Source organism: Lysobacter sp. TAB13, from assembly GCF_052113885.1.
In the GTDB taxonomy this organism is placed as follows: domain Bacteria; phylum Pseudomonadota; class Gammaproteobacteria; order Xanthomonadales; family Xanthomonadaceae; genus Lysobacter; species Lysobacter gummosus.
Genome location: NZ_JBFRDR010000005.1, coordinates 196148 through 220610 on the forward strand (window position 1 = coordinate 196148; position 24463 = coordinate 220610).

Here is a 24463-nt window from a genome sequence, read left to right on the forward strand (position 1 = left end):
GGGCGCTGTCGCAGCGGAAGGCGTTACCCCAACCATCCCATCGCAATTCCGCGATGGATCAACCACAACACATGATGCAGTTCCATCGCATCACATAACGGGTGGGTCGACCACGTTCTGCTTGCGTTGCCACGACGGCAACGATGTCAAACGGTGCGATCCGTGTGTTCAACTGAGATATTCAATCCAATGACCGAATCATTTGCCGAACTGTTCGAAGCCAGCCAGCAATACCTGGCCAAGCTGAAGCCGGGCGCGATCGTCACCGGTACCGTTGTGGAAGTCCGCAGCGACGTGGTGGTGATCAACGCGGGCCTGAAGTCTGAAGGCATCGTGCCGATCGAACAGTTCCGTAACGACGCCGGCGAGATCGACGTCGCCGTGGGCGACGAAGTCAAGGTCGCGCTCGACTCGATCGAGAACGGCTTCGGCGAAACCGTACTGTCGCGCGAGAAGGCCAAGCGCGCCATGGTGTGGGACGAGCTCGAAGAGGCGCTCGAAAAGAACGAAACCATCACCGGCCGCATCAGCGGCAAGGTCAAGGGTGGTTTCACCGTCGACATCAAGGATGTCCGCGGCTTCCTGCCCGGTTCGCTGGTGGACGTGCGCCCGGTGCGCGACTCGGCCTACCTGGAAGGCAAGGAACTCGAGTTCAAGCTGATCAAGCTGGACCGCAAGCGCAATAACATCGTCGTCTCCCGCCGCGCGGTGGTCGAGAGCGAGTACAGCGTCGAGCGCGAACAGCTGATGGAGAAGCTGCAGGAAGGCGCGATCCTCAAGGGCGTGGTCAAGAACCTCACCGATTACGGCGCGTTCGTGGACCTGGGCGGCATCGACGGCCTGCTGCACATCACCGACATGGCGTGGAAGCGCGTGCGTCACCCGTCGGAAGTCGTGGAAGTCGGTCAGGAACTCGACGTGCGCGTGCTCAAGTACGACCGCGAGCGCAACCGCGTCAGCCTCGGCCTCAAGCAACTGGGCGAGGATCCGTGGGACAACATCGCCCGTCGCTACCCGGCCAACACCCGCGTGTTCGGCAAGGTCAGCAACGTCACCGATTACGGCGCGTTCGTCGAGATCGAGCCGGGCGTCGAAGGCCTGGTCCACGTGTCCGAAATGGATTGGACCAACAAGAACGTCAACCCGTCCAAGATCGTGCAGGTCGGCGACGAGGTTCAGGTCATGGTGCTGGACGTCGATGAAGAGCGTCGTCGTATCTCGCTGGGCATGAAGCAGGTCACCTCGAACCCGTGGGAGACCTTCGCGGCCATCCACAAGAAGGGCGACAAGGTCGAAGGCCAGATCAAGTCGATCACCGACTTCGGCATCTTCATCGGCCTGGACGGCGGCATCGACGGCCTGGTGCACCTGTCGGACATCAGCTGGAACACCACCGGCGAAGACATCGTGCGCAACTTCAAGAAGGGCGACACGCTGGAAGCCGTGGTTCTGGCCGTCGATCCGGAGCGCGAGCGCATCTCGCTCGGCGTGAAGCAGCTCGAACAGGACCCGATGGGCCAGTACGTGGCTTCCAACGCCAAGGGCACGATCGTCAAGGGCGTGGTGAAGGAAGTGGACGCCAAGGGCGCCACGATCGAACTCGCCGACGGCATCGAAGGCTACGTCGCCGCGCGCGACATCGCCAAGGAACGCGTCGAGGATGCCTCGCAGTACCTGAAGGTCGGCCAGGAAGTCGAAGCCAAGATCATCGGCACCGACCGCAAGGGCCGCAGCATGCAGCTGTCGATCAAGGCCAAGGACGAAGCCGAGCAGCAAGAGGCGCTGGCGGACTACAACCGTCACTCCGAAGCCGCCACCGGCACCACCAGCCTCGGCGCGCTGCTGCGCGAGCGTCTGGGCGGCAAGTCCGAGTAATCGCGGTATCGCCTGCCGTCCCGGTCCTGCCGGGGCGGCGGCAACTGGTAACAACGGCGCCGCTGGCCGGCGCCGGTTTTTGCAGTCAGAGGTAAGGTAGTGCGGTCCGGCGGTTGCCGGTCGGCGCTACCTCCGCCAGGGCGGCCCGGCCAAGCCGGTCCGCTCCGGCCTGCGGCAGGGGATCGCGCATGAGCGCGGTGCCGCATCTTCTTCAACGACCTTCTATAAGGCCAGGCAACACTCCGCATGACCAAATCCGAGCTCATCGAGATCCTTTCGCAGCGTCAGGCCCACCTCAAGGGCGACGATGTGGATCTGGCGGTGAAGGCCTTGCTGGAAATGATGGGCGGTGCCCTGTCGGCCGGCGAGCGGATCGAGATTCGCGGGTTCGGCAGCTTCTCGCTGCACTACCGTCCGCCGCGCCTGGGCCGCAACCCCAAGACCGGCGAATCGGTCGCGCTGCCCGGCAAGCACGTGCCGCACTTCAAGCCCGGCAAGGAATTGCGCGAGCGCGTCAGCGGCGTCACGCCGTTGGACGAAGAAGGCTGACAGCGGCGCCACGCCGCGGCTGCCTCGCCAGGCACCGGCAGCGAGTCGATCTCGCGTCACGGTTTCCGGCTTCCCGACCCCTTCCTGCTTCACCCCGTGTCTATACGCGGTGTCCATCCGTGTCCGTTAAGCTAGGCGCGACACGCACGAGATCGTGCACGACTGATCGGAACCCCACATGCGCGTGATCCGTCTCCTCATCGCCCTGGTCTTTCTGGCCACCGGCGCGATCCTGGGCGCCCTCAACCGGCAACTGGTCAGCATCGACCTGGGCATCGGCTTCATTCCGGCGACCTCGCTCGGCATCGCCCTGATCGTGGCGCTGCTGATCGGCGCCTTGATCGGCGGCCTGGCCATCAGCGCCAGCGTCGTGCTGCCGCTGCGCCGCCGTCTGGCCCGCGCCGAACGCGACGCGCGCGGCGGCCCGGCGAGCAGCGCGCCGACGCTCACCGGCCCCGAGGTCTGAGCATGGAATTCATCAGCCAGTGGTTCTGGTTCTTCCTGTTGTTGCCGATCGCCGCCGTCAGCGGCTGGGTGATCGGCCGACGCGGCGGCGAACGCCATAGCGACAACCAGGTCAGCCGCCTGTCGACCACCTATTTCCGCGGCCTGAACTACCTGCTCAACGAGCAGCCCGACAAAGCCATCGAGTTGTTCCTGCATATCGCCGAACTCGACAAGGACACCTTCGAAACCCAGGTCGCGCTCGGCCATCTGTTCCGCCGCCGCGGCGAGGTCGATCGCGCCATCCGCCTGCACCAGGCGCTGGTGCAACGGCCCGGGCTGAGCGATCAGCAGAAGGTGCAGGCGCTGCTGGCGCTGGGCGAGGACTACATGCGCTCGGGCCTGCTCGATCGCGCCGAAACCGTCTTCAGCGATCTGGTCGCGCTGGACATGGCGCCGCTGGCCTTGCGTCATCTGATCGGCATCTACCAGTCCGAACGCGACTGGGACAAGGCGATCGAGAACGCGCAGCGCTTCGAGGCGGCGACCGGCGAGCCGATGGGCAAGCTGATCGCCCAGTTCGAATGCGAGCTGGCCGACCGTTATCGCGCCGCCGGCGACAGCGACGCGGCGCGCGCCGCGGTGAAGCGCGCCTACGAGGCCGACGCCAATTCGGTGCGCGCCGGCATGCTGGAAGGCCGGATCGAAGTCGAGGCCGGCAACGACACCGCGGCGATCCGTGCCTTCGAACGGGTGGCCCGCGCCGATCCGGACTATCTGCCCGAAGTGCTGCCGGCGCTGCTGAGCTGCTACGAGCGCAACGGCGATCCCACCGGCGCGCGCGCGTTCCTGGCCGAGATGTGCGAGCACTACCGCGGCATCGCGCCGGTGCTGGCGCTCACGCGCATGGTCGAGGCCGAGGACGGCGTGCCGGCCGCGCGCGCGTATCTGGCGCGCCAGCTCAAGGACCGCCCTTCGGTGCGCGGCGAGGCCGCGCTGATCGACCTGACCCTGGCCGAGAACGCCGACCCGCTGGCGACCCTGCACGATCTCAAGCACATCACCGACCAGTTGCTGGTGCGCAACCCCAGTTATCGCTGCAACCGCTGCGGCTTCGGCGCGCGCAGTCATCACTGGCAATGTCCCAGCTGCAAGGAATGGGGTTCGATCAAGCCGCTGCTGAATTACGCGGTGGTCTGAGTCATGGGGTCATGGATCGCGATCTTCGCGGCGCTGGGCGCGGCGGGCACCTGGCTGGCGCGTGCCTACGCACTAAGCCGCAATATGGTCGACGAACCCGGCGAGCGCCGCAGCCACGCCGTGGCTACGCCGCGTGGCGGCGGCATCGCCATCGTCGCGGCACTGTTGGTCGCGGCGATCGCGCTGAGCCTGCGCTTTCCTTCCTACGCGCCGAAGGCGCTGGCGTTCGGGCTCGGCCTGAGCCTGGTCGCGGCGATCGGCTGGGTCGATGACCACCGGCCGCTGTCGCCCTGGCTGCGCCTGGGCGTGCATGCGCTGGCGGCGGCCTTGCTCGCGTTCGTGCTCTGGCATGGCGGCAGTCCGAACTGGCTGGTGCTGGCCGCGTTCGTGTTGGCGGTGGGCCTGACGAATGTGTGGAACTTCATGGATGGGATCAACGGCCTGGCCGCTTCGCAGACCGTCCTGGTCGCGCTGGCGGTGGCGTGGATGGGCGGCGGGGAGGTCTGGCGCTGGCTGGCGCTGGCCCTGCTGGCCGCCAGCCTGGGCTTCTTGCCGTTCAATTTCCCGCGCGCGCGGATCTTCATGGGCGATGTCGGCAGCGGCGCGATCGGCTTTGCCGTGGCGGGGCTGATCGTGCTGGGGGCCGACGCGGCCCGGCCCTGGCGCGGCATGACCCTGGCGTTGCTGCTGATCCCCTTGGCCGCATTCATGGTCGATTCCAGCCTGACCTTGCTGCGCCGGGTAGGGCGCGGCGAGCGCTGGTGGACCCCGCACACTCAGCATGCCTATCAGGTGTGGGCGAGGCGTATCGGTCACGCCCGAGTCACCTTTGCCTATGCGGTTTTCACGGGGCTGGCCGTAGCCTCCCTAAGCCTTGTGACCGAAGTCCGATTCGGTTTCATGCTGTGTATGGGAGCCGGGTGGTATATATCCGGCGCTTTTTTTTGGTGGCTGATCCAACGGACCCAAACCGGTTCCGGCGGCGCGGACAGCTGAGCGAACCGACGATATGTATTGCAGGCGAGGCAGGGAATGAGCTCATTGCGTGATCGACTCAAGAGCGGACTGCCCCGATTGGCGGTGGTCGCGCACGATCTCGCGATGGTCTGGCTGGTCTGGCAAGCCCTGCACAAGCTGCGCTTCGGCATCGTCGCCACGCCGCCGCCCCTGCCGCTGTGGTCCACCGAGATCGCCCTGGTCCTGGCCGCGCAAGGCCTGGTGTTCTGGCAGGTCGGTCTTTACCGCGGCCTGTGGCGCTTCGCCGGCGTCCCCGATCTTTGGAACATCTTCAAGGCCTGCATGCTGGGCCTGTTCGCGATCGTGCTGGGCCTGTTCCTCTACAACCGCGTCGACCAGGTGCCGCGCACGGTGCTGGTGCTGTATCCGCTGGTGCTGATGGGCATGCTCGGCGCGCCGCGCCTGCTGTACCGCGCCTGGAAGGACAGCCGTATCGACAACGCCAACTCGGTGTCGGTGCGCATCCTGATCCTCGGCGCCGGCCGCGCCGGCGAAGCGCTGGTGCGCGACCTGCGCCGCTTCGGCACCTATCACCCGGTCGGTTTCCTCGATGACGCCGCGCGCCTGCGCGGCAGCAAGGTGCAGGGCGTGCCGGTGTTGGGCAAGGTCGATGACGTCGCCGAAATCGCCCGCGAGACCGCGGCCAAGCTGCTGGTCATTGCGATGCCTTCGGCCGACGCCAACGCGATGCAGCGCATCGTCATGGCCTGCGAACGCACGGCGGTGCCGTTCCGCATGGTGCCGCGCCTGCAGGACGTGCTGGAAGGGCGTTCGTTGCCGGGCGAGCTCAAGGAAGTCGCGATCGAGGATTTGCTCGGCCGTAAGCCGGTGTTGCCGGATTGGAAGGCGATCCGCGGCTGGTTGGGTTCGCGCTCGGTGTTGGTCACCGGCGCCGGCGGTTCGATCGGTTCGGAACTGTGCCGCCAGTGCGCGCGCCACGGCGCCGGCCGCATCGCTCTGATCGAGATCGACGAACTGGCCCTGGTCACCACCGAGACCGCGCTGCGCCGCGATTTCCCCGACGTCGAATTCATTCCGATCCTGGGCGACTGCGGCGACAAGGCCGTGATCGAATACGCGCTCAAGCTGGCCGAACCCGACGCCGCTTTCCACGCCGCCGCCTACAAGCAGGTGCCGCTGCTGGAAGCGCAGTTGCGCGAAGCGGTGCGCAACAACGTGCTGGCCACCGAGACCGTCGCGCGCGCCTGCCGCGCCGCCGGGGTGGGCACCTTCGTGCTGATCTCCACCGACAAGGCGGTCGATCCGGTCAACGTGCTGGGCGCGACCAAGCGCTTGGCTGAGATGACCTGCCAGTCGCTGGCCGACCAGCGCAAGACCCGTTTCGTCACCGTGCGCTTCGGCAACGTGCTCGACTCGGCCGGCAGCGTGGTGCCGCTGTTCCGCGAACAGATCCGCAGCGGCGGCCCGGTCACCGTCACCGATCCGGAAGTCACGCGCTTCTTCATGACCATCCCGGAGGCCTGCCAGCTGATCCTGCAGGCCTCGGCGATCGGCACCCACGAAGCCATCTACACCCTCGACATGGGCGAGCCGGTGCCGATCCGCCTGTTGGCCGAGCAGATGATCCGCCTGGCCGGCAAGCAGCCGGGCCGCGACGTGGCCATCGTCTACACCGGCCTGCGCCCGGGCGAGAAGCTGCACGAGACCTTGTTCCACGCCGACGAGCGCTACCGCCCGACCGTGCATCCCAAGATCCTGCAGGCCGAGCCGCGCGACGTATCGACCAGCTCGCTGGAGCATTCGCTGCAGCAACTGCGCGAGGCCTCGATCCGTTACGACCGCGAAGCGCTCGGCATCTTGCTGCGCATCGCGGTTCCGGAGTTCCAACCGGTCGGTGAACACCCGGATTACAAGGAATCGGCTACCGTGGTCGCATTCCCCGCCCGTAACGCCAGGAAGATTTAATGGCTGCACGCATCCGCAAAGCCGTTTTTCCCGTCGCCGGCCTCGGCACCCGATTCCTTCCCGCCACCAAGACCGTTCCCAAGGAAATGCTGCCGATCATCGATCGGCCGCTGATCCAGTACGCCGTCGATGAAGCCATCGAAGCCGGTTGCGATACGCTGGTGTTCATCACCAATCGCTACAAGCACGCGGTCGCGGATTACTTCGACAAGGCCTACGAGCTCGAACACAAGCTCGAACGCTCGGGCAAGCTGGAACAACTCGAACTGGTCCGCAACGTGCTGCCGCCGGGCGTGCGCGCGGTGTTCGTGACCCAGGCCGAAGCGCTGGGCCTGGGCCATGCGGTGTTGTGCGCCAAGGAAGTGATCGGCAACGAGCCCTTCGCGGTGCTGCTGCCCGACGACGTGATCTGGAATCGCGGCCCCGGCGCGCTCAAGCAGATGGCCGACGCGGCCCAGGCCACCGGCGCCAGCGTGATCGCCGTCCAAGACGTTCCGCATGAGCAGACCGGCAGCTACGGCATCGTGGCGACGGAGAGCTTCGACGCGCGCCAGGGCCGCATCACCGCCATCGTCGAAAAGCCCAAGCCTGAGGTCGCGCCCAGCAATCTGGCCGTGGTCGGCCGCTATGTGCTCAATCCGGGCATCTTCGAGCTGCTGGAAAACACCACGCCGGGCGCCGGCGGCGAGATCCAGCTCACCGACGCGATCGCGACCTTGCTCCAGCGCGAGACAGTCAACGCCTACCGTTTCCAGGGCACGCGTTTCGACTGCGGCACGCATATCGGTTTGATCGAAGCGACGATCCGCTACGCGCTGGATCACGAAAAGCTCAGCGACTCGGCGCGGCAGCTGATGCAGAACGCGCTGGCCGAACTGGGCGTGGAAGACCTGGAATAAGCCGGCACGGCGCGGCCGCTCAGCTTAGCCAGAACCACACCCCCAACGCCGCCGCGGCGCACAGCCCGGCGGCGTTTTTCGCTGTGCGGCCCAGCCGTTGAGTGCGCCGCGACCAGTCCTGGGCGGCGCGATCGCGGAGCACGCGCACATCGCGATAGGTTTTCCATTCGCGCGGCGGAAAGCGGTTTTCCGCCTGCGCGGCCGCGCCCAGGCGACGCAGGCTGCGGCCCCACAGGGCCAGCGGCAGCGACGGCGCGAACACCGCCCCGGCGATCGCCCAGCGCAGCCAGCGCCGCGCCTGTTCGGCGTCGCCGGCCTGGACGTGGCTCTGCACGATCTGCAGCCACCCGTGCAATTGCCACAGCCCGATCGCGCACAGGCCGACTATCGTCGACAACAGCCATAGGCTGCGTCTGCGGTAGGCTAAGTCGGCGCGGTGGATTTCCATCGTCTCGATCCCGGCAAGCGACGGCACGGTCCGCGATGGACGGCGCTGCGGTCGCTGGCCGCCATCAAACCGTTCCGACCCGTCCATGTCCATACCCGCCGAAAACTATTACCGCGCCAGTGTCGGCCACGACCGCCGGTGGCCGCCGCTGGAAGGCCCGGCGCAGGCGAGGGTGTGCGTGATCGGCGGCGGCTTCGCCGGGCTCAACACCGCGTTGGGACTGGCCGAACGCGGCCTCGACGACGTGCTGCTGATCGAGGCGCAACGCATCGGCCACGGCGCCTCCGGACGCAACGGCGGCTTCGTATTCGGCGGCTTCTCGCGCGGTGAGGACGCGCTGCTGCGCGAACTGGGGCCGCAACGCGCGCGCGCGCTGTACGCCGGCAGCCTGGAGGCGGTCGAGCTGATCCGCTCGCGCATCCATCGCCACGGCATCGACTGCGACGCGACCGAGGCCGGCATTATCTGGGCCAACTGGTTCCGCGATCCGGACGTGCTGCGCTCGCGCCAGCGGCTGCTGGCCGAACACTACGACACGCACTGGCAATGGTGGCCGCGCGAGCGTCTGCGCGAACGCGTGCGCAGCCAGCGCTATCACGATGCCTTGTTCGAACCGCAGGCGTTTCACTTTCATCCGCTCAAGTACGCGCAGGGCATCGCCGCGCTCGCGAGCGAGCGCGGCGTGCGCGTGCACGAGGGCACCGCGGCGCTCGCGCTCGAACGCGGCCCCTCGGGCTGGCGCGTGCGCACCGAGCGGGGCGAGATCCACGCAGAGCAGGTGGTGCTGTCCTGCGGCGGCTATCTGGCCGGGCTGCGGCGCGAAGTCGATGCGGCGGTGATGCCGATCGCGACCTATGTGATGGTGACCGAGCCGCTCGGCGATCGCCTGGACAGCGCGCTGCGCACGCGCGCGGCGGTTTACGACAGCCGCTTCGCCTTCGACTATTACCGGCCGCTGGCGGACACGCGGCTGCTGTGGGGCGGACGCATCTCGGTGCTCGAGCGCTCGCCGCGGCAGGTGCAGCGCCTGCTCTATCGCGATCTGCTCAAGGTGTTTCCGCAACTGGCCGGGACCCGGGTCGATTACGCCTGGTCCGGGCTGATGAGTTACGCGCGCCACCAGATGCCGCAGATCGGCCGGGTCGATGACGGCCTGTGGCTGGCGCAGGCCTTCGGCGGCCACGGCGTCGCTCCGACCACCTTCGCCGGCGAAGTGCTGGCCGCGGCGATCGCGCACGGCGACGAGCGCTGGCGCGAACTGTTCCATTACGGCCTGGTCTCGGCGATGAAACCCGCCGGTCTGCTGGCCGCGCAGCTGAGCTACAGCTGGGCGCAGTTCAAGGACCGCTGGAAAGACATGACAGAAGGAAGCAAGCGATGAGTCACGGCAATGCGGGCGAGGGCGGCGGCGAACAGACGCACGGCCTGATCGCGTGGAGCGATTTCGAGAAGGTGCTGATCTGCGCCGGCACGGTCACCCAGGTCGAGGAATTCCCGCAGGCGCGCAAGCCGGCGTGGAAGCTGTGGGTGGATTTCGGCCCGCACGGGCTGCGCAAGACCAGCGCGCAGATCCGTCATCTGTATTCGGCGGATCAGCTGCTCGGACGGCAGATCGTCGGGGTGATCAATTTCCCGCCCAAGCAGATCGGGCCGTTCGTGTCCGAGTTCCTGCTGACCGGTTTCCCGACCGAGGAGGGCGTGGTGATCACCACCATCGAACGGCCGGTGCCCAACGGAACGCGGCTGGCCTAAGGCCGCCGCGCGGTGCGGGGCTTAAGCGCCGCTAAGCGCTCAAGCTTGCGCCGTTGCTGCGGTTTGGCTACGGCGGCAGCACAACTTAAGAGCCCGATTGCGGCTCTCAGGCCACGCCAATACGAAGCCAGCCGCAAATTAATCGGGTTCATTAAGTAAATTTAATGCCGCCAACACGCAATAGCGGCGGATCGGTTGCTAGCATCCGGCTGCGATCCACATTCCGGTCGCGTTCCAGGGAGATTCGCCATGCGCCGTACGCTCGCCGTTTCGCTCGCTTCCCTTCTTCTGTCCTTGAGCCTCGGCGCCGTCGCCGCGCCGCAGCCCGCGCCCGCCACCCAGCCCGCACCCGCGACCAAGTCGGCGCCGGCCGCAGCCACCACCGCCGCCAAGCCCGCCGCCGCGGCCCCCGCCAAATCGGCGCCGGCCAAGGCCGCGACCGAACGCTGCCGCGACGACAAGGGCAAGTTCATCGCCTGCGCCAAGAAGGCCGAAACCAAGCACTGCCGCGACGCCAAGGGCAAGTTCACCGCCTGCCCGAAGTAAGCCGCGCCGCATCGGCCTTCGTTGTATTCGCCAGATCGCCGGTCGCGCGCGAGCGCGGCCGGCACTGACGACCCGCTCCGGCGGACGATCAGCGTCCGCCGGAGTTTTTTCGTAAGTTCCGGGCCGTCGCCGAGGCGGGGGAATCGCCCGACGGATCGGCTACGCAAACCGATGTAATTCGCGCTCAGCGAAGACGATCGCGGCCGCGAAGCGGCGAATGCGAACCCAAGCGCGTCCAACGCGATTCAGAACACGCCCGGCACCAGCCACCAACTGCGCTTCTTGTACGCGGCCCATTGCGGATAACGCGACATGCTGGCTTCCTTCATCGCCATGTTCACCGCGAACAGTCCCAGCCATACCCAGGCCAGCACCAGCGCCGGCAGCCAATGCCAGACCATCAGCGCGAAGCTGCCGTAGATCATGATTTCGCCGAGATAATTCGGGTGGCGGACATAGCGGAACATGCCGTCGTCGATCAGGCCGCGGCGCAGGCGCAAGGTGAAATACTTCTGCGCATCGGCGGCAATCATGATCGCGCAGCCCAGAATGCACAGGCTGATGCACAGGCAGAACCAGGCCGCGTCCGGCAGCGGATAGTCGGGCCGTGCCGTGCCGGAGATCAGCAGCCAACCGAACACCCAGTACCAACCCAGCACACTCAGGAACGAGTTGATGCCGCCGCCGATCGTCACCTTGACCTGCCAGCTCGGGTCTGGAAACGCCAGGTCCTTGATGATCCAGACCAGTCCGTAACTGCCGTGCATCGCCAGGTAGATCCACGCCGCGGTGGAGGTGTTGTGGTAGCAGGCGATCAAGGCGCCGAGAAAGACGAAGGTGCCGGCCTTCTGGAAATTCACCACCCAGGCGAGTTTCCACGGCCGCGGGCCGCCGAGGAAATCCTGCGACAAGTAAGTGGTGAGGCGGCGCATCGCGACAGCCCAGGCGGGCGGGGCGGACGGCGAGACTGATTCGCTCATGGGTGGCCGGTTCCGAAGGGCGTGCGTATCGACGCCGCATCCCATCATGCCGCCAGCGCCTGACACAGGGGCGGATGCGGCCAAATGCGCGTTGCGGATCAGTGCAGGCGTTCGTATTCGCGTTGCTCTTGCCAGAGCAGCAAGGTGCGGACGAACGAGATCAACAACATCAAGTGGAACAGCACGCTCCATATCAGGCCGGTCAACATGCCTTGAATGCTCAAGACTTTGTCCTGGCCGTAGATTTCGACGAATCCCGACCATAGCGCTATCGCAAGCACCACAGGCCCAAGCAACGATGCCAGCTCCCAACGCAGGAAGCTGGCGCCCAGACTGGCGAGGATGCCGAACCAGGCCATCGTCGCGTTGGGGCCGCCGCTGAACAGCAGCAGGCCCATGACGCCCGCCCCGTGCCCCGCGAATACGGGCACGGTGCAGTAAGCCAGGATCAACGCAACGGCCACAGCGAACGCGCTGGGTTTGAAGGTCATGGCCACGGCCTCCCTGGCCGTTGCGTGATCGGACGGCTTGAGCTTACAGCGACTCGAACACGCCCGCCGCGCCCATGCCGGTGCCGATGCACATCGTCACCAGGCCGTACTTCTGCTTACGGCGCTGCAGGCCGTGCACGATGGTGGCGGTGCGGATGGCGCCGGTCGCGCCGAGCGGATGGCCGAGCGCGATCGCGCCGCCGAGCGGATTGACCTTGGACGGGTCCAGGCCGCTGTCGCGGATCACCGCCAGCGCCTGCGCCGCGAAGGCTTCGTTAAGCTCGATCCAGTCGATCTGGTCCTTGCTCAGGCCGGCTTGCTTCAGCGCCTTGGGAATCGCCGCGATCGGGCCGATGCCCATCACTTCCGGACGCACGCCGGCGACCGAGAAGCTGACGAAACGCGCGAGCGGAGTCAGGCCGTAGTCCTTCACCGCCTGGCCCGAAGCCAGCAACACCGCCGCGGCGCCGTCGCTCATCTGCGAACTGGTGCCGGCGGTAACGCTGCCGCCGAACTGGCCGTTGCGGAACACCGGCTTGAGCTTGGCCAGCGCGTCCAGCGACGCGTCCGGACGCGGGCCTTCGTCGAGCTCCACCAGGGTCTTGCGCAGCTTGATCAAATTGCCGGACAGATCGGGTTGGTGCGAGATCACTTCATACGGGCTGATTTCGCTCTTGAACTCGCCCGCCTGCTGCGCGGCGATGGCCTTCTGGTGCGAAGCCAGCGCGAACGCGTCCTGGTCCTCACGCGAGATCTTCCATTCCTCGGCGACCTTCTCGGCGGTGATGCCCATGCCGTAGGCGATGGCGACGTGGTCGTCGTTGAACACCGACGGCGACAGCGCGACCTTGTTGCCCATCATCGGCACCATCGACATCGACTCGGTGCCGCCGGCCAGCATCAGGTCGGAATTGCCCAGGCGGATCTCGTTGGCCGCCAGCGCCACGGCCTGCAGGCCCGACGAGCAGAAGCGGTTGATGGTCTGCGCGGCGATGGTGTTGGGCAGGCCGGCCAGCAGCACGCCGATGCGCGCCACGTTCATGCCTTGCTCGCCCTCGGGCATGGCGCAGCCGATGATCGCGTCGTCGATGCGGTTGACGTCGATGCCCGGCGCCTGCGCGATGACCGACTTCAGCACATGCGCGAGCATGTCGTCGGGACGGGTATTGCGGAACACGCCGCGCGGGGCCTTGCCGACCGGGGTGCGGGTGGCGGCGACGATGTAGGCGTCTTGAACTTGCTTGCTCATGGCTTTCTCCGAAAGCCGGGAATCGGGAATCGGGAATCGGGAATCGTCGAAGCAAAGGCCCGGCGATGTTCCGATTCGATTCTTGCTCCCGGTTTTTTTCTATATGGGGGCAGGGCAGGGGAAACGGGAGAAGAAGCCGTGCTTCTGCGATTCCCGATTCCCCATTCCCGATTCTCAGTTCCTAAGCGGCTTGCCAGTCTTGAGCATGTACGCGATGCGCTCCTGGGTCTTGGGCATCTGCGCCAAGGCCACGAAGTGTTCGCGCTCGAGCTTGAGCAGCCATTCCTCATCGACCAGCGCGCCGCGATCGACTTCGCCGCCGCAGATCACGGTGGCGATGCGGGTGGCGATCTCGTAGTCGTGCGGCGAGATGAAACGGCCTTCCAGCATGTTGACCAGCATCATCTTGAAGGTGGCGATGCCGACATCGCCGGCGACCTGGATGCGGCGGCCGGGCAGGGGCGGGCGGTAGCCGCTTTCGGCCAGCGCGCGCGCCTGCGCCTTGGCCACGTGCAACAGCTCGAAGGCGTTGAACACGACGCGGTCGCCTTCGCGGGCCAGCTTGAGCTCGCGCGCTTCGAAGGCCGAGGTCGAGACCTTGCCCATCGCCACGCTTTCGAACGCGGTCTTGAGTTCGGCGAACACGTCGCCGCCCGGACCGGCCGCTTCGGAGGCGCGCACCGCGAATTCCTTCAGACCGCCGCCGGCCGGCAGCAGGCCGACGCCGGCCTCGACCAGGCCGATGTAGCTTTCCAGCGCCAACACGCTGCGCGCCGAATGCATCTGGAACTCGCAACCGCCGCCGAGCGCGAGGCCGCGCACCGCCGCGACCACCGGCACCAGCGAATACTTGATGCGCTGGCTGGTGGCCTGGAAGTTCGCGACCATCGCCTCGAAACCCTTCAGGTCGCCGGCCTGCAGCAGGCCCAGCGCACCGGACAGGTCGGCGCCGGCCGAGAACGGCTCCTTCGGCTGCCAGATCACCACGCCCTTGAACTTCTTCTCGGCGATGGCGATGGCTTCCTGGATGCCGTTGAGCACATGGTCGTTGACCGTGTGCATCTTGGTCTTGAAGCTGATCACCGCGATGTCGTCGCCGTCGTCGGCCCACAGGCGGATGCCGTCGTTCTCGAACACGGTCTGGCCCTGCGAGAACTTCTCGCCGAGCAGCGCATCGGGGAAGCGCTGGCGCGCGTACACCGGGTTGGACGAACGCGGCACCTGGGCGTTGCGGCCCGGGCTGTAGCTGCCGTCCTTGCCGTGCACGCCTTCGCGGCCGTCGAACACCCAGTTCGGCAGCGCCGCGCTGGCCATGGCCTTGCCGGCCACGATGTCTTCCGCGATCCAGTCGGCGACCTGCTTCCAGCCTGCGGCCTGCCAGGTTTCGAACGGGCCCAGCGACCAGCCGTAGCCCCAGCGCATGGCGAAATCGACATCGCGCGCGGTGTCGGCGATCGATTCCAGATGGAAGGCGCTGTAGTGGAAGCTGTCGCGGAACACCGCCCACAGGAACTGCGCCTGCGGGTTGGTGCTGGCGCGCAATGCGGCGAACTTCTTGGCCGGATCCTTTTCTTTCAGCAGCGCGGCGATGTCGGCATCGAGTTCGCCGGCGCTGACGCGGTAATCCTGAGCCTTCAGGTCGAGAACGAGGATGTCCTTGCCCTTCTTGGTGTAGAAACCGGCGCCGGCCTTCTGGCCCAGCGCGCCTTTCTCGACCAGCGCGGTCAGCCACTTGGGCGACTTGAAGTAGGAATGCCACGGATCGTCGGGCAGGGTGTCGGCCATGGTCTTGATGACGTGGGCCATGGTGTCCAGGCCGACCACGTCGGCGGTGCGGTAGGTGGCCGACTTCGGACGGCCGATGGCCGGGCCGGTCAGCGCATCGACGGTGTCGAAGCCCAGGCCGAATTGTTCCGTGTGGTGCATGGCGGCCAGCATCGAGAACACGCCGACGCGGTTGCCGATGAAGTTCGGGGTGTCCTTGGCGATCACCACGCCCTTGCCCAGGGTCGTGGTCAGGAAGGTTTCCAGGCCTTCCAGCACCGCGGCGTCGGTGGTCTTGGCCGGGATCAGCTCGGCCAGGTGCATGTAGCGCGGCGGGTTGAAGAAATGCACGCCGAGGAAGCGGTGGCGCAGCTGCTCGGGCAGCACTTCGGAAAGCTTGTTGATGCCAAGGCCCGAGGTGTTGGAGGCCAGCACGGTGTGATCGGCCACGAACGGGGCGATCTTCTTGTACAGGTCCTGCTTCCAGTCCATGCGTTCGGCGATCGCCTCGATGATGAGGTCGCAGCCGCGCAGCTGTTCCAGGCCGGTGTCGTAGTTGGCGGCGGTCAGGCGCTCGGCCAGGGCCTTGCTGGCCAGCGGCGCCGGGCTGAGCTTGGCCAGATTGGCGATGGCCTTGGCGACGATGCCGTTGGGGTCGCCTTCTTTCGCGGCCAGGTCGAACAGGACCGTATCGACGCCGGCATTGGTGAGGTGCGCGGCGATCTGGGCGCCCATGACGCCGGCCCCGAGGACCGCGGCGCGACGGACTAGCAATTGGTTGGACATCGTCTACAACTCCTTGAAGGAATTCGAGAATCTGGGACGTGGCGAGGGGAGGTACTCACGCGGGCACTGGCTGGATCCAGCGCGGGCTCGCTGAGCGCGGGCGGGTGGGATTCGCCGGTGCACTGGGCACGCCGGCGGCGCCGGTCCCCGCCGGGACCGGGCCTGCGCCGCTCAGCTCTTGAAGCCGGCGGCGGCGAAACGGATCAGTTCGCGGGCAGCGCGTTCACGATGCGCCGCCTCGGTGACACCGGCGGGACGCTTGATCAGGCCGAAGTCGGCCATGGCGTAGGTCAGCGAGCCGGCCAGGAAGTCCAGGCGCCAGTACAGCTCCTCCTTGGTCAGCCCGGGCACCGCCACGGCGATGGCCTTGGCGAATTCGCGCAGCACGTGGCCGTAGTGGTCGGACAGGAACTTGCGCAGGCTGTCGTTCTTCTCGGCGTAGGCGCGGGCGATCACCCGCACGAAGGCGCCGCCGCCGTTGCGGTCCTGGGCCAGGGCCAGGGCGGGTTCGACGAAGGCGGCCAGGATCGGCTCCAGTTCGCCCGGATGCTGGGCGACGGCGGCCTTGAGCGCGCTCATGCGCTGCTCGGTCATCTCGTCCATGCGCCGGCGGAACACCTCGTTGACGAGGTTTTCCTTGCTGCCGAAGTGGTAATTGACCGCGGCGATATTGACGTCGGCGCGGCTGGTGACCTGGCGCAGCGAGGTTCCGCTGAAGCCGAACTGGGCGAACAGCTCTTCGGCGGCGCCGAGGATGCGGTCCTTGGTCGAAAAATGCGCGGTAGTGGACATGCGGTCGGGCGGACTCCGGAAACAGTGGGGGACGGCTGGCGGCGGTCTTGAAGCGGCGGCATGAATCAAACGCTTGTTTGATGCTAGTCCCCGGGGCGAGGGCGCGTCAATCCGCCCGCCTGACCGGATCGGTCGGTTCGCGGGCCGGCCGGGGCGCCGGCAATGTGTCGTGGTTTGCACAATCGTGTGCCGGCCCTGCCGGAGCGATCCCGGTCTCATCGCGAAACCGACTTCGGTGTCGCCCGAAACCGGTGTGCCATCGCATCCCGGGTGTGGCGACGGGCTCGCGGTTACATGTAGAATTACGGGAGCCATATCGGCTAAACCCGCGTTTCGTCGCGGGTTTTCTGTTATTCTCAGGGCCGACCGTAAGCGGCCCGCCTACCCGGAGACTTTCCATGGCGCTGGAGCGCACCCTGTCCATCATCAAGCCCGACGCCGTCGCCAAGAACGTCATCGGCGAGATCTATTCCCGTTTCGAAAAGGCCGGCCTGAAGGTCGTGGCTTCCAAGATGAAGCACCTGTCGAAGCAGGAAGCCGAAGGCTTCTACGCCGTGCATCGCGAGCGTCCGTTCTTCGCCGCCCTGGTCGAGTTCATGATCAGCGGTCCGGTGGTGATCCAGGCGCTGCAGGGCGAGAACGCCGTGCTCAAGCACCGCGATCTGATGGGCGCCACCAATCCGAAGGACGCAGCGCCGGGCACGATCCGCGCCGACTTCGCCGACAGCATCGACGCCAACGCCGTGCACGGTTCGGACAGCCTGGAGAATGCCGCGATCGAAATCGCGTACTTCTTCCCGGCCACCGACGTGTATCCGCGCTAAGCCACGCAACGAGTACGAAGTGAACGATATCCGCGACACCGCAAACGATCTTCCGCTCGCCGGCGACACGCCCACGACGGACTCCGCTGCGCGCGCGGACATCGAGATCGTGAACGTTACCGGCAAGACCACGGCGCCGATGTCCCTCGGCGCCATGGTCCCCGACAACGGCAAGACCAATCTGTTCGACCTCGACCGTATCCAGCTCGAAGACTTCTTCGAGCAGACCCTCGGCGAGAAGCGCTATCGCGCGCACCAGGTGATGAAGTGGATCCATCACCGCTACGTCACCGATTTCCACGACATGACCGACCTGGGCAAGGTGCTGCGCGCCAAGCTCGAAGCGCATGCGCAAGTGCGCGCGCCGATGGTCGTGTTCGACAAGCCTTCCACCGACGGCACGCACAAGTGGCTGCTCGGCATGGACCCGAAGAACGCCATCGAGGCGGTCTTCATCCCCGACAAGGGCCGCGGCACGCTGTGCGTGTCCTCGCAGGTCGGTTGCGCGCTGAACTGCCAGTTCTGTTCGACCGCGACCCAGGGCTTCAACCGCAATCTTTCCACCGCCGAAATCATCGGCCAGGTCTGGGTCGCGGCGCGCCACCTCGGCAACGTCCCGCATCAGCAGCGCAAGCTCACCAACGTGGTGATGATGGGCATGGGCGAGCCGCTGGCGAATTTCGACAACGTCGTGCGCGCCATGAGCATCATGCGCGACGACCTGGGCTACGGCCTGGCCAACAAGCGCGTCACCCTGTCCACCGCCGGCATGGTGCCGATGATCGACAAGCTCGGCGAGGTCAGCGACGTGTCGCTGGCGGTATCGCTGCATGCGGCCAACGATGAGCTGCGCAGCCAGCTGGTGCCGCTCAACAAGAAATACCCGATCGAACAACTGATGGACGCCTGCGTGCGCTACGCGCTGCGCAAGCGCGGTACCTCGGTCACCTTCGAATACACCCTGATGAAGGGCGTCAACGACCAGCCGACCCACGCGCGCCAGCTGGTGCGCCTGCTGCGCCAGTTCGACAACGCGGTGCAGATGAAGGACGCGGCCAAGGTCAACCTGATCCCGTTCAATCCCTTCCCCGGTACGCGCTTCGAGCGCCCGGACGAAGCGGCGATCCGCGCCTTCCAGAAACTGCTCAACGACGCCGGCATGATCGCGCCGGTGCGGCGCACCCGCGGCGACGATATCGACGCGGCCTGCGGCCAGCTCAAGGGTCAGGTCATGGACCGCACCCGGCGCCAGGCCGAGTTCCGCAAACAACTGCAAGCCCAGGGCTTGGATGGACAGAGCACGGATGTGGGCGATGCCGCGGCTTGATTCACCGTTTCAACCTTCGCAAGGCCGCGGCGTTCGCGCCGCCCGCTGGGTACTGCTGTCGGTCTTGGTCGTGCTGGGCGCGGGCGCCTGCAACCGCCTGAGCTTCATCAAGCCGAACCTGCAGCGCCACGACTTCGAGCACACCGGCCCGACCTACGATTTCAAAGACAAGCCCAAGAGCGCCGACGGCAAGGGCGCGGCGACCGGCCGGGCGTTGTCGGCGCAGCGTTACCTGGAAGCCGGCGACGTGCCCAAGGCCCGTGAAGAACTCAAGCAGGCGCTGAAGTACGACCCCCGTTCGGCCGAGGCCTACAGCCTGATGGCGTTGCTGGCCGAGCGCGACAACCAGAACGCCGAGGCCGGCGGCTACTACCGCAAGGCGGCCGAGTACGCGCCGACCCGCGGCGCGGCGCTCAACAATTACGGCGTGTGGCTGTGCGCCAACCAGCGCGCCAGCGAGGCGATGGGGTATTTCGACCGCGCCCTGGCCGATCCGCAGTACTCCACCCCGGCGGTGGTGCTGGCCAACAGCGGCGCCTGCGCCGACAAGCTGGGGCAGGGCGAACGCGCCGACGCCGATCTGCGTCTGGCGCTGTCCATCGATCCGAACAGCTCGATGGCGCTGGGCGCGATGGCCAAGCGCCAACTGCGCCTGGGCAACGCCTTCGAGGCGAGGGCGTTTTCTGAACGGCGATTAGCCGCTGGGCCTATTTCAGCTGAAGCGCTGATGACTGCGTCACAAATCGAACAAAAACTCGGCGACACGGCAGCCGCCGCGAGATACGTTCAGCGAATGAGGGCGGAGTTCCCTGACGCGCAGGGCTCCGAATCGGGGGATGGCGGTAAGTGATGATGCAGTCGAACGAATTCGCGACTGAGGTCGGCGGAAGCTGTGGCGCGCGTCTCAAACAGGCTCGCGAGACAGCGGGGCTGTCCATCGAAGACGTGGCCGCACGGCTGAAAATGCCGTCGCGTGTGGTCAGGTCGCTGGAAAGCGACGACATCGCCAGTATCGGCGCGCCGGTCTTCGTGCGCGGTCAGCTGCGCAGCTATGCGCGCCTGGTCGGCATCGACCTGGAAAGCCAGCTCAGCGGCACGCCGATGGCTTCGACCGCGCCGTCCGAGCTGGTCAGCCACACCCACACGCCGCGCTACCGCCGCGTGTTCGAGCAGACCACGCGCCGCGCCGTCTACATCGTCATGACCGCGGCCATCGCGGTGCCGATCTGGATCGCCACGCGTCATCCCAACAGCAATTCCACCGTGCAATCGCTGGACATGGCGGCGTTGCCGGCCGGTCCGGCGGGCGCCGCGCCGTCGCAAACGGGCGGTGCCACGCAAGCCGATTCGACGCCGCCGCAGCGCACGCCGCTGATCGCCTCGATGACGCCGCCGCTGCCGCAGGCGCAAACGCAAGCCCAGGCCGGCAAGACCCTCGATTTGAAGTTCAGCGGCGACAGCTGGGTGCAGATCGTCGGCACCGACGGCAGCAAGCTGGAAGAAGGCATCCTCGGCGCAGGCCAGGAGCGCAGCTACAACCCGGGCGACGTCGCCAGCGTGCGTCTGGGCAACACCTCCGCGGTGGAAGTCCGCAACGCCGGCCAACCGGTCGATCTGGCACCGTTCAGCCGCGCGAACGTCGCGCGCTTTACGCTATCCTCTGACGGTTCCCTCGCGCCGGTCTCCGACTGACCCGCGCTGCGGGTCCGCGAACACCTTCATCGGCCCGACGCTGCATCGAGTGCGGCTTCGGGCCGGTCCATTACGGCCCATTCCACCGCGCCCGCGCGGCGGCGGGCCGTTCAGCCAGCTTACCGACGGCGCATCATGGCGATTGACGACCTGCTCGACGAACACGAACAAAGCGAACGCGTACTGTCCTGGTTGCGCGCCAACGGCGCCGGCCTGATCGGCGGCATCGCCCTGGGCCTGGCCGCGATCGGCGGCTGGAAGTGGTGGGGCAACCACCAGCTCGAAGAGCACGGCAAGGCCGCCACGCAGTTCCAGGCCGCGACCGACGCGGTCGATGCCAAGGACAAGGCCGCCGCAGCCAAGGTCAAGGCGCTGCCGGACGGCATGTACCGCACGCTGGCGTCGCTGGATCTGGCCAAGTCGCAGGTCGAGACCGACCAGCGCGACGCCGCCATCGCCACCTTGCAGGGCATCAAGACCGACGACGCGGCGATCGCCGAGATCATCAACCAGCGTCTGGCGCGCTTGCTGATCGACGCCAAGAAGCCGGCCGATGCGATCAAGCTGCTCGACAAGTCGAGCTCGCCGATGGCGATGGAAGTCCGCGGCGACGCCCAGCTCGCACTCGGCAAGGCCGATCTGGCCCGCAACGACTACACCGCCGCGCTCGGCAAGCTCGATGAAGCCTCGCCGCGCCGCCGCCTGCTCGAACTCAAGCTCACCGAAGCCGGCGGCACGCCGGTCAAGCCCGAGGCCAAGTCTTAATGATCCAAGCCCAGAAGATGTCCTCCGGCGGCGCCGTCGTGCGCGCCACCGCCGCTGTCGTGTTGTGCGCCTTCGCACTGAGCGGCTGCTCCACCGTCAAGGGCTGGTTCGGCGGCAAGAAGAAGGACGACGGCAAGCCGAACGAGCCGACCGAACTCACCGATTTCACCCCCAGCGTCAAGGTCGACAAGATCTGGTCGGTCAACGCCGGCAAGGGCGAGGAGCGTATCGGCGTGGGCCAGGGCCCGACCGTCGCCGACGGCCGCGTCTATGCCGCCGCGCTCAAGGGCGGCGTGCACGCCTACGATCTGCAGAGCGGCAAGGAAGTCTGGCACTACGTGCCCAAGCGCAAGGACAAAGACAAGAAGGACAAGGACATTCGCCTGTCCGGCGGTCCCGGCGCGGGCGAAGGCCTGGTCGTGATCGGCGGCCTGGACGGCGAAGTGATCGCGCTCGACGCGGCCACCGGCGCCGAGAAGTGGACCGCCAAGGTCACCAACGAAGTCATCGCCGCGCCGAGCATCGGCCTGGGTCTGGTGTTCGTGCGTTCCAACGACGGCCGCGTCACCGCGTTCGACGCCGCCAGCGGCGAGCGCCGCTGGTTCTGGAACCACGAAGTGCCGATGCTGTCGGTGCGCGGCAACGGTTCGCCGGCGGTGGGCCCGGGCTTCGTGTTCGTCGGCAACGACGACGGCACGGTCAGCGCGCTGGCCTCCAGCGACGGCCACACCACCTGGGACCAGTCGGTGTCGCAGCCCGAAGGCCGCAGCGAGCTCGACCGCATGGCCGACGTGGACGGCACCCCGGTGCTGGAAGGCACCACCTTGTACGCGACCAGCTTCAAGAAGCAGACCGTGGCGATCGACGCGCCGAGCGGCCGTCCGCTGTGGTCCAGCGAGCACGGCGGCGTCGGCCGTCTGGGCCTGAGCAGCGACAAGCTGATCGTCAGCGATCCGTCCGGCACGGTGTACGGCCTGGACAAGAACGGCGGCAGCGCCCTGTGGTCGCAGCCGTCGCTGGCGCGCCGCAACCTGACCGGCGCGGCGGTGCAGGGCGATTACGCCGTGGTCGGCGATTTCGACGGCTACGTGCACTGGATGAAGCTGGACACCGGCGAGTTCGCCGCGCGCGCCCGCGCCGGCGGCAAGCCGCTCAAGGCAGCTCCCGTGGTCGCCGACGGCGTGCTGATCGTGCAGAACATCAAGGGCGAGCTGACTGCGTTCAAGCTGCAGTGAAGTGAGGCAGGGAACGGGTCATCGGGAATAGGAACGGACGGTTCGGCGCGGTTTCACCGCTGCGCGGCCTTCGTTCCGGTTCCCGATACCTCGTCCCGGCATGCGCGGCCCGGGCGGCAAACAGCCGTTCCGGGCCGTTCGTTTTATCGATATCCGCCCGCCGGGGGCCGTCCGGCACTCGCGGCGATCCGGGCCCGGAGCCCGGTCAGCCCGGCGCGCGAAAGCGTCTTCGCGCCCGCTCTGGCACTATGGCGGCCTGTTTCATGACGGCCGGCCTCGCAGAACCGGTTTCATGGCCACCGGATTCCCGCCGATCCGGCGGCATGACGGCGGTTCGGCCATGGTCTGCTCCGCAAACCCGCTCTACATGAATTAGTTCCGTCGGGATCCGAAGGCCGACGCCGCTGCCCGCAGCCGCGCACCTTCCATTCCCGATTCCCCATTCTCCATTCCCGGCTTCAAACACATGCTGCCCCTAGTCGCCCTCGTTGGCCGTCCCAACGTCGGAAAATCCACCCTGTTCAATGCCCTCACGCGTACCCGCGACGCGCTCGTCCACGACGAGCCCGGGGTCACCCGCGATCGCCACTACGGCGTGTGCCGGCCCGAAGGCCAGCGCCCGTTCGCGGTCGTCGATACCGGCGGCATCGCCGGCATCGATGAAGGCCTGGCCGGCGCCACCGCGCGCCAGGCCCGCGCCGCGGCGGAGGAAGCCGATCTGGTCCTGTTCGTGGTCGATGGCCGCGAAGGCGCCTCGGCCCTGGACGACGAAATCCTGGCCTGGCTGCGCAAGACCGCGCGGCCGACTTTGCTGGTGGTCAACAAGACCGACGGCCTCGATGTGCGCGCGGCGATCAATGACTTCGCCCGCTACGGCATCCGCGACGCGATCGGCGTGTCCTCGGCGCATCGCCAGGGCATCGACGAACTGCTCGCGGAAGTGTTCGCGCGCCTGCCCGAGGCCGGCGTCACCGCCGAACTCGACAACGATCCCAACCGCATCCGCGTGGCCTTCATCGGCCGCCCGAACGTGGGCAAATCGACCCTGGTCAACCGCCTGCTCGGCGAAGAACGCATGATCGCCTCCGAAGTGCCGGGCACCACCCGCGATTCGGTCGCGGTGGACATGGAGCGCGACGGCCGCCTGTACCGGCTGGTCGATACCGCCGGCGTGCGGCGTAAGTCCAAGGTCGAGGAAGCGGTCGAGAAGTTCTCGATCATCAAGACCTTGCAGGCGATCGAGAACTGCCAGGTCGCGGTGGTCATGCTCGACGCCGGCGAAGGCGTGACCGATCAGGACGCCAGCGTGCTCGGCTACGCGCTCGACTCCGGCCGCGCGCTGGTGGTCGCGGTGAACAAGTGGGACGGGCAGACCGAGTACCAGCGCCAGCAGACCGAAAACCTGCTGATGCGCAAACTCGCCTTCGTCGAATGGGCCGAGAAGATACGCATCAGCGCCAAGCACGGTTCGGGCCTGCGCGAGTTGTTCGCCGCGATCCATCGCGCGCACGCCTCGGCCACCACCGAAATCGGCACCAGCGAAGTGACCAAGGCGATGGAAGTCGCCTACGAAACCAATCCGCCGCCGGTGGTGCGCGGACACGTGGCCAAGCTGCGTTTCGCCCATCCGGCCGGATTGAATCCGCCGACCTTCGTCGTCCACGGCACCCGTCTGCGCACGCTCGCCGACAGCTACAAGCGCTATCTGGAGAACTTCTTCCGCAAGCGTTTCAAGCTGGTCGGAACGCCGGTGCGGTTCGTGTTCAAGGACAGCACCAATCCGTACGAAGGCAAGAAGAACGTGCTGACCGAGCGCCAGGTGGCTAAGAAGAAGCGTTTGATCCGGCATGTGAAGCGCGGCAAGTAAACCCGGTGCGCATCGTATCGGGCGCGTCCGCGTCG

At 66.8% G+C, this 24463-nt stretch carries 23 protein-coding genes; 17 read left to right on the forward strand and 6 right to left on the reverse strand.

What is annotated here, in order from left to right; all coding sequences use genetic code 11:
• Window positions 1-189 precede the first annotated feature (189 nt).
• The 7 genes from rpsA (at window position 190) to galU (ending at window position 7910) form a co-directional block, all read left to right on the forward strand.
• On the forward strand, window positions 190-1875 hold the full coding sequence (rpsA, locus tag AB4Y92_RS08405; RefSeq protein WP_057943243.1) for a 30S ribosomal protein S1: 1686 nt from the start codon (window positions 190-192) through the stop codon (window positions 1873-1875).
• Between the two features lie 246 nt (window positions 1876-2121).
• Window positions 2122-2424: an integration host factor subunit beta gene (locus tag AB4Y92_RS08410; RefSeq protein ID WP_057947915.1), complete on the forward strand. Its 303-nt coding sequence runs from the start codon at window positions 2122-2124 to the stop codon at window positions 2422-2424.
• Between the two features lie 178 nt (window positions 2425-2602).
• Window positions 2603-2890: a lipopolysaccharide assembly protein LapA domain-containing protein gene (locus AB4Y92_RS08415; protein ID WP_441819205.1), complete on the forward strand. Its 288-nt coding sequence runs from the start codon at window positions 2603-2605 to the stop codon at window positions 2888-2890.
• A 2-nt stretch (window positions 2891-2892) separates the two neighbouring features.
• Window positions 2893-4068 (forward strand): lipopolysaccharide assembly protein LapB, encoded by a 1176-nt coding sequence (gene lapB, locus AB4Y92_RS08420; RefSeq protein ID WP_057943241.1) that lies wholly within the window; start codon window positions 2893-2895, stop codon window positions 4066-4068.
• Between the two features lie 3 nt (window positions 4069-4071).
• Window positions 4072-5064, forward strand: coding sequence for a lipopolysaccharide biosynthesis protein (locus AB4Y92_RS08425; protein WP_441819206.1), 993 nt, complete (start codon window positions 4072-4074; stop codon window positions 5062-5064).
• A 36-nt stretch (window positions 5065-5100) separates the two neighbouring features.
• Window positions 5101-7011 (forward strand): polysaccharide biosynthesis protein, encoded by a 1911-nt coding sequence (locus tag AB4Y92_RS08430; RefSeq protein WP_057943239.1) that lies wholly within the window; start codon window positions 5101-5103, stop codon window positions 7009-7011.
• A complete protein-coding gene (gene galU, locus AB4Y92_RS08435) occupies window positions 7011-7910 on the forward strand; it encodes a UTP--glucose-1-phosphate uridylyltransferase GalU (protein WP_441819207.1) in 900 nt (299 codons plus the stop codon). The genes AB4Y92_RS08430 and galU overlap by 1 nt, the downstream gene beginning before the upstream one ends.
• A gap of 19 nt (window positions 7911-7929) precedes the next feature.
• Here the strand turns inward: galU and AB4Y92_RS08440 are convergent, their stop codons facing one another.
• Complete coding sequence (locus AB4Y92_RS08440) at window positions 7930-8451, reverse strand: hypothetical protein (protein WP_441819208.1); 522 nt, start codon at window positions 8449-8451, stop codon at window positions 7930-7932.
• On the opposite strand from AB4Y92_RS08440, the gene AB4Y92_RS08445 reads away from it, so the two are divergent.
• The 3 genes from AB4Y92_RS08445 to AB4Y92_RS08455 all read left to right on the forward strand — a co-directional run bounded on the left by AB4Y92_RS08445 (window position 8444) and on the right by AB4Y92_RS08455 (window position 10656).
• Window positions 8444-9739 carry an NAD(P)/FAD-dependent oxidoreductase gene (locus tag AB4Y92_RS08445; protein WP_441819209.1) on the forward strand — a complete coding sequence of 432 codons (1296 nt, stop codon included), beginning with the start codon at window positions 8444-8446 and terminating at the stop codon, window positions 9737-9739. The genes AB4Y92_RS08440 and AB4Y92_RS08445 overlap by 8 nt on opposite strands.
• The gene (locus AB4Y92_RS08450; RefSeq protein WP_441819210.1) at window positions 9736-10110 is read left to right on the forward strand and encodes a tRNA-binding protein; all 375 of its coding nucleotides are present in this window, start codon (window positions 9736-9738) and stop codon (window positions 10108-10110) included. Before AB4Y92_RS08445 ends, AB4Y92_RS08450 begins: the two co-directional genes overlap by 4 nt.
• 249 nt (window positions 10111-10359) lie before the next feature.
• Entirely contained in the window at window positions 10360-10656 is a 297-nt protein-coding gene (locus AB4Y92_RS08455) for a hypothetical protein (protein WP_441819211.1), read from the forward strand.
• A gap of 245 nt (window positions 10657-10901) precedes the next feature.
• Here AB4Y92_RS08455 and AB4Y92_RS08460 read toward each other — a convergent pair whose 3' ends face one another.
• The 5 genes from AB4Y92_RS08460 to AB4Y92_RS08480 form a co-directional block, all read right to left on the reverse strand.
• Window positions 10902-11636 (reverse strand): methyltransferase family protein, encoded by a 735-nt coding sequence (locus AB4Y92_RS08460; RefSeq protein ID WP_441819212.1) that lies wholly within the window; start codon window positions 11634-11636, stop codon window positions 10902-10904.
• Between the two features lie 98 nt (window positions 11637-11734).
• Window positions 11735-12127, reverse strand: a complete 393-nt coding sequence (locus AB4Y92_RS08465; RefSeq protein ID WP_441819213.1) for a hypothetical protein — start codon at window positions 12125-12127, stop codon at window positions 11735-11737.
• 43 nt (window positions 12128-12170) lie between these two features.
• Window positions 12171-13376, reverse strand: a complete 1206-nt coding sequence (locus AB4Y92_RS08470; protein ID WP_441819214.1) for an acetyl-CoA C-acyltransferase — start codon at window positions 13374-13376, stop codon at window positions 12171-12173.
• Window positions 13377-13550: 174 nt separating this feature from the next.
• Window positions 13551-15926, reverse strand: a complete 2376-nt coding sequence (locus AB4Y92_RS08475; protein ID WP_441819215.1) for a 3-hydroxyacyl-CoA dehydrogenase/enoyl-CoA hydratase family protein — start codon at window positions 15924-15926, stop codon at window positions 13551-13553.
• A 171-nt stretch (window positions 15927-16097) separates the two neighbouring features.
• Window positions 16098-16718 (reverse strand): TetR/AcrR family transcriptional regulator, encoded by a 621-nt coding sequence (locus AB4Y92_RS08480; protein WP_057943231.1) that lies wholly within the window; start codon window positions 16716-16718, stop codon window positions 16098-16100.
• 398 nt (window positions 16719-17116) lie between these two features.
• Here AB4Y92_RS08480 and ndk point away from each other — a divergent pair, with 398 nt between their 5' ends.
• The 7 genes from ndk to der all read left to right on the forward strand — a co-directional run bounded on the left by ndk (window position 17117) and on the right by der (window position 24428).
• Window positions 17117-17542, forward strand: coding sequence for a nucleoside-diphosphate kinase (gene ndk, locus AB4Y92_RS08485; protein WP_441819216.1), 426 nt, complete (start codon window positions 17117-17119; stop codon window positions 17540-17542).
• 139 nt (window positions 17543-17681) lie between these two features.
• Complete coding sequence (gene rlmN, locus AB4Y92_RS08490; RefSeq protein WP_441819319.1) at window positions 17682-18869, forward strand: 23S rRNA (adenine(2503)-C(2))-methyltransferase RlmN; 1188 nt, start codon at window positions 17682-17684, stop codon at window positions 18867-18869.
• Complete coding sequence (gene pilW, locus AB4Y92_RS08495; RefSeq protein ID WP_441819217.1) at window positions 18856-19719, forward strand: type IV pilus biogenesis/stability protein PilW; 864 nt, start codon at window positions 18856-18858, stop codon at window positions 19717-19719. The genes rlmN and pilW overlap by 14 nt, the downstream gene beginning before the upstream one ends.
• The gene (locus AB4Y92_RS08500) at window positions 19716-20561 is read left to right on the forward strand and encodes a helix-turn-helix domain-containing protein (RefSeq protein WP_441819218.1); all 846 of its coding nucleotides are present in this window, start codon (window positions 19716-19718) and stop codon (window positions 20559-20561) included. The genes pilW and AB4Y92_RS08500 overlap by 4 nt, the downstream gene beginning before the upstream one ends.
• A 135-nt stretch (window positions 20562-20696) precedes the next feature.
• Window positions 20697-21326: a YfgM family protein gene (locus AB4Y92_RS08505; protein ID WP_441819219.1), complete on the forward strand. Its 630-nt coding sequence runs from the start codon at window positions 20697-20699 to the stop codon at window positions 21324-21326.
• Window positions 21327-21343: 17 nt separating this feature from the next.
• On the forward strand, window positions 21344-22561 hold the full coding sequence (bamB, locus tag AB4Y92_RS08510) for an outer membrane protein assembly factor BamB (RefSeq protein ID WP_441819320.1): 1218 nt from the start codon (window positions 21344-21346) through the stop codon (window positions 22559-22561).
• Window positions 22562-23027: 466 nt separating this feature from the next.
• A complete protein-coding gene (gene der, locus AB4Y92_RS08515) occupies window positions 23028-24428 on the forward strand; it encodes a ribosome biogenesis GTPase Der (protein WP_441819220.1) in 1401 nt (466 codons plus the stop codon).
• Window positions 24429-24463 lie beyond the last annotated feature (35 nt).

Bases quoted from the DNA above. Each gene is read 5' to 3' on its own strand.
- rpsA (WP_057943243.1), top strand. From the start codon at position 190: ATGACCGAATCATTTGCCGAACTGTTCGAAGCCAGCCAGCAATACCTG.
- AB4Y92_RS08410 (WP_057947915.1), top strand. From the start codon at position 2,122: ATGACCAAATCCGAGCTCATCGAGATCCTTTCGCAGCGTCAGGCCCAC.
- AB4Y92_RS08415 (WP_441819205.1), top strand. From the start codon at position 2,603: ATGCGCGTGATCCGTCTCCTCATCGCCCTGGTCTTTCTGGCCACCGGC.
- lapB (WP_057943241.1), top strand. From the start codon at position 2,893: ATGGAATTCATCAGCCAGTGGTTCTGGTTCTTCCTGTTGTTGCCGATC.
- AB4Y92_RS08425 (WP_441819206.1), top strand. From the start codon at position 4,072: ATGGGGTCATGGATCGCGATCTTCGCGGCGCTGGGCGCGGCGGGCACC.
- AB4Y92_RS08430 (WP_057943239.1), top strand. From the start codon at position 5,101: ATGAGCTCATTGCGTGATCGACTCAAGAGCGGACTGCCCCGATTGGCG.
- galU (WP_441819207.1), top strand. From the start codon at position 7,011: ATGGCTGCACGCATCCGCAAAGCCGTTTTTCCCGTCGCCGGCCTCGGC.
- AB4Y92_RS08445 (WP_441819209.1), top strand. From the start codon at position 8,444: ATGTCCATACCCGCCGAAAACTATTACCGCGCCAGTGTCGGCCACGAC.
- AB4Y92_RS08440 (WP_441819208.1), bottom strand. From the start codon at position 8,451: ATGGACATGGACGGGTCGGAACGGTTTGATGGCGGCCAGCGACCGCAG.
- AB4Y92_RS08450 (WP_441819210.1), top strand. From the start codon at position 9,736: ATGAGTCACGGCAATGCGGGCGAGGGCGGCGGCGAACAGACGCACGGC.
- AB4Y92_RS08455 (WP_441819211.1), top strand. From the start codon at position 10,360: ATGCGCCGTACGCTCGCCGTTTCGCTCGCTTCCCTTCTTCTGTCCTTG.
- AB4Y92_RS08460 (WP_441819212.1), bottom strand. From the start codon at position 11,636: ATGAGCGAATCAGTCTCGCCGTCCGCCCCGCCCGCCTGGGCTGTCGCG.
- AB4Y92_RS08465 (WP_441819213.1), bottom strand. From the start codon at position 12,127: ATGACCTTCAAACCCAGCGCGTTCGCTGTGGCCGTTGCGTTGATCCTG.
- AB4Y92_RS08470 (WP_441819214.1), bottom strand. From the start codon at position 13,376: ATGAGCAAGCAAGTTCAAGACGCCTACATCGTCGCCGCCACCCGCACC.
- AB4Y92_RS08475 (WP_441819215.1), bottom strand. From the start codon at position 15,926: ATGTCCAACCAATTGCTAGTCCGTCGCGCCGCGGTCCTCGGGGCCGGC.
- AB4Y92_RS08480 (WP_057943231.1), bottom strand. From the start codon at position 16,718: ATGTCCACTACCGCGCATTTTTCGACCAAGGACCGCATCCTCGGCGCC.
- ndk (WP_441819216.1), top strand. From the start codon at position 17,117: ATGGCGCTGGAGCGCACCCTGTCCATCATCAAGCCCGACGCCGTCGCC.
- rlmN (WP_441819319.1), top strand. From the start codon at position 17,682: ATGTCCCTCGGCGCCATGGTCCCCGACAACGGCAAGACCAATCTGTTC.
- pilW (WP_441819217.1), top strand. From the start codon at position 18,856: ATGCCGCGGCTTGATTCACCGTTTCAACCTTCGCAAGGCCGCGGCGTT.
- AB4Y92_RS08505 (WP_441819219.1), top strand. From the start codon at position 20,697: ATGGCGATTGACGACCTGCTCGACGAACACGAACAAAGCGAACGCGTA.
- bamB (WP_441819320.1), top strand. From the start codon at position 21,344: ATGTCCTCCGGCGGCGCCGTCGTGCGCGCCACCGCCGCTGTCGTGTTG.
- der (WP_441819220.1), top strand. From the start codon at position 23,028: ATGCTGCCCCTAGTCGCCCTCGTTGGCCGTCCCAACGTCGGAAAATCC.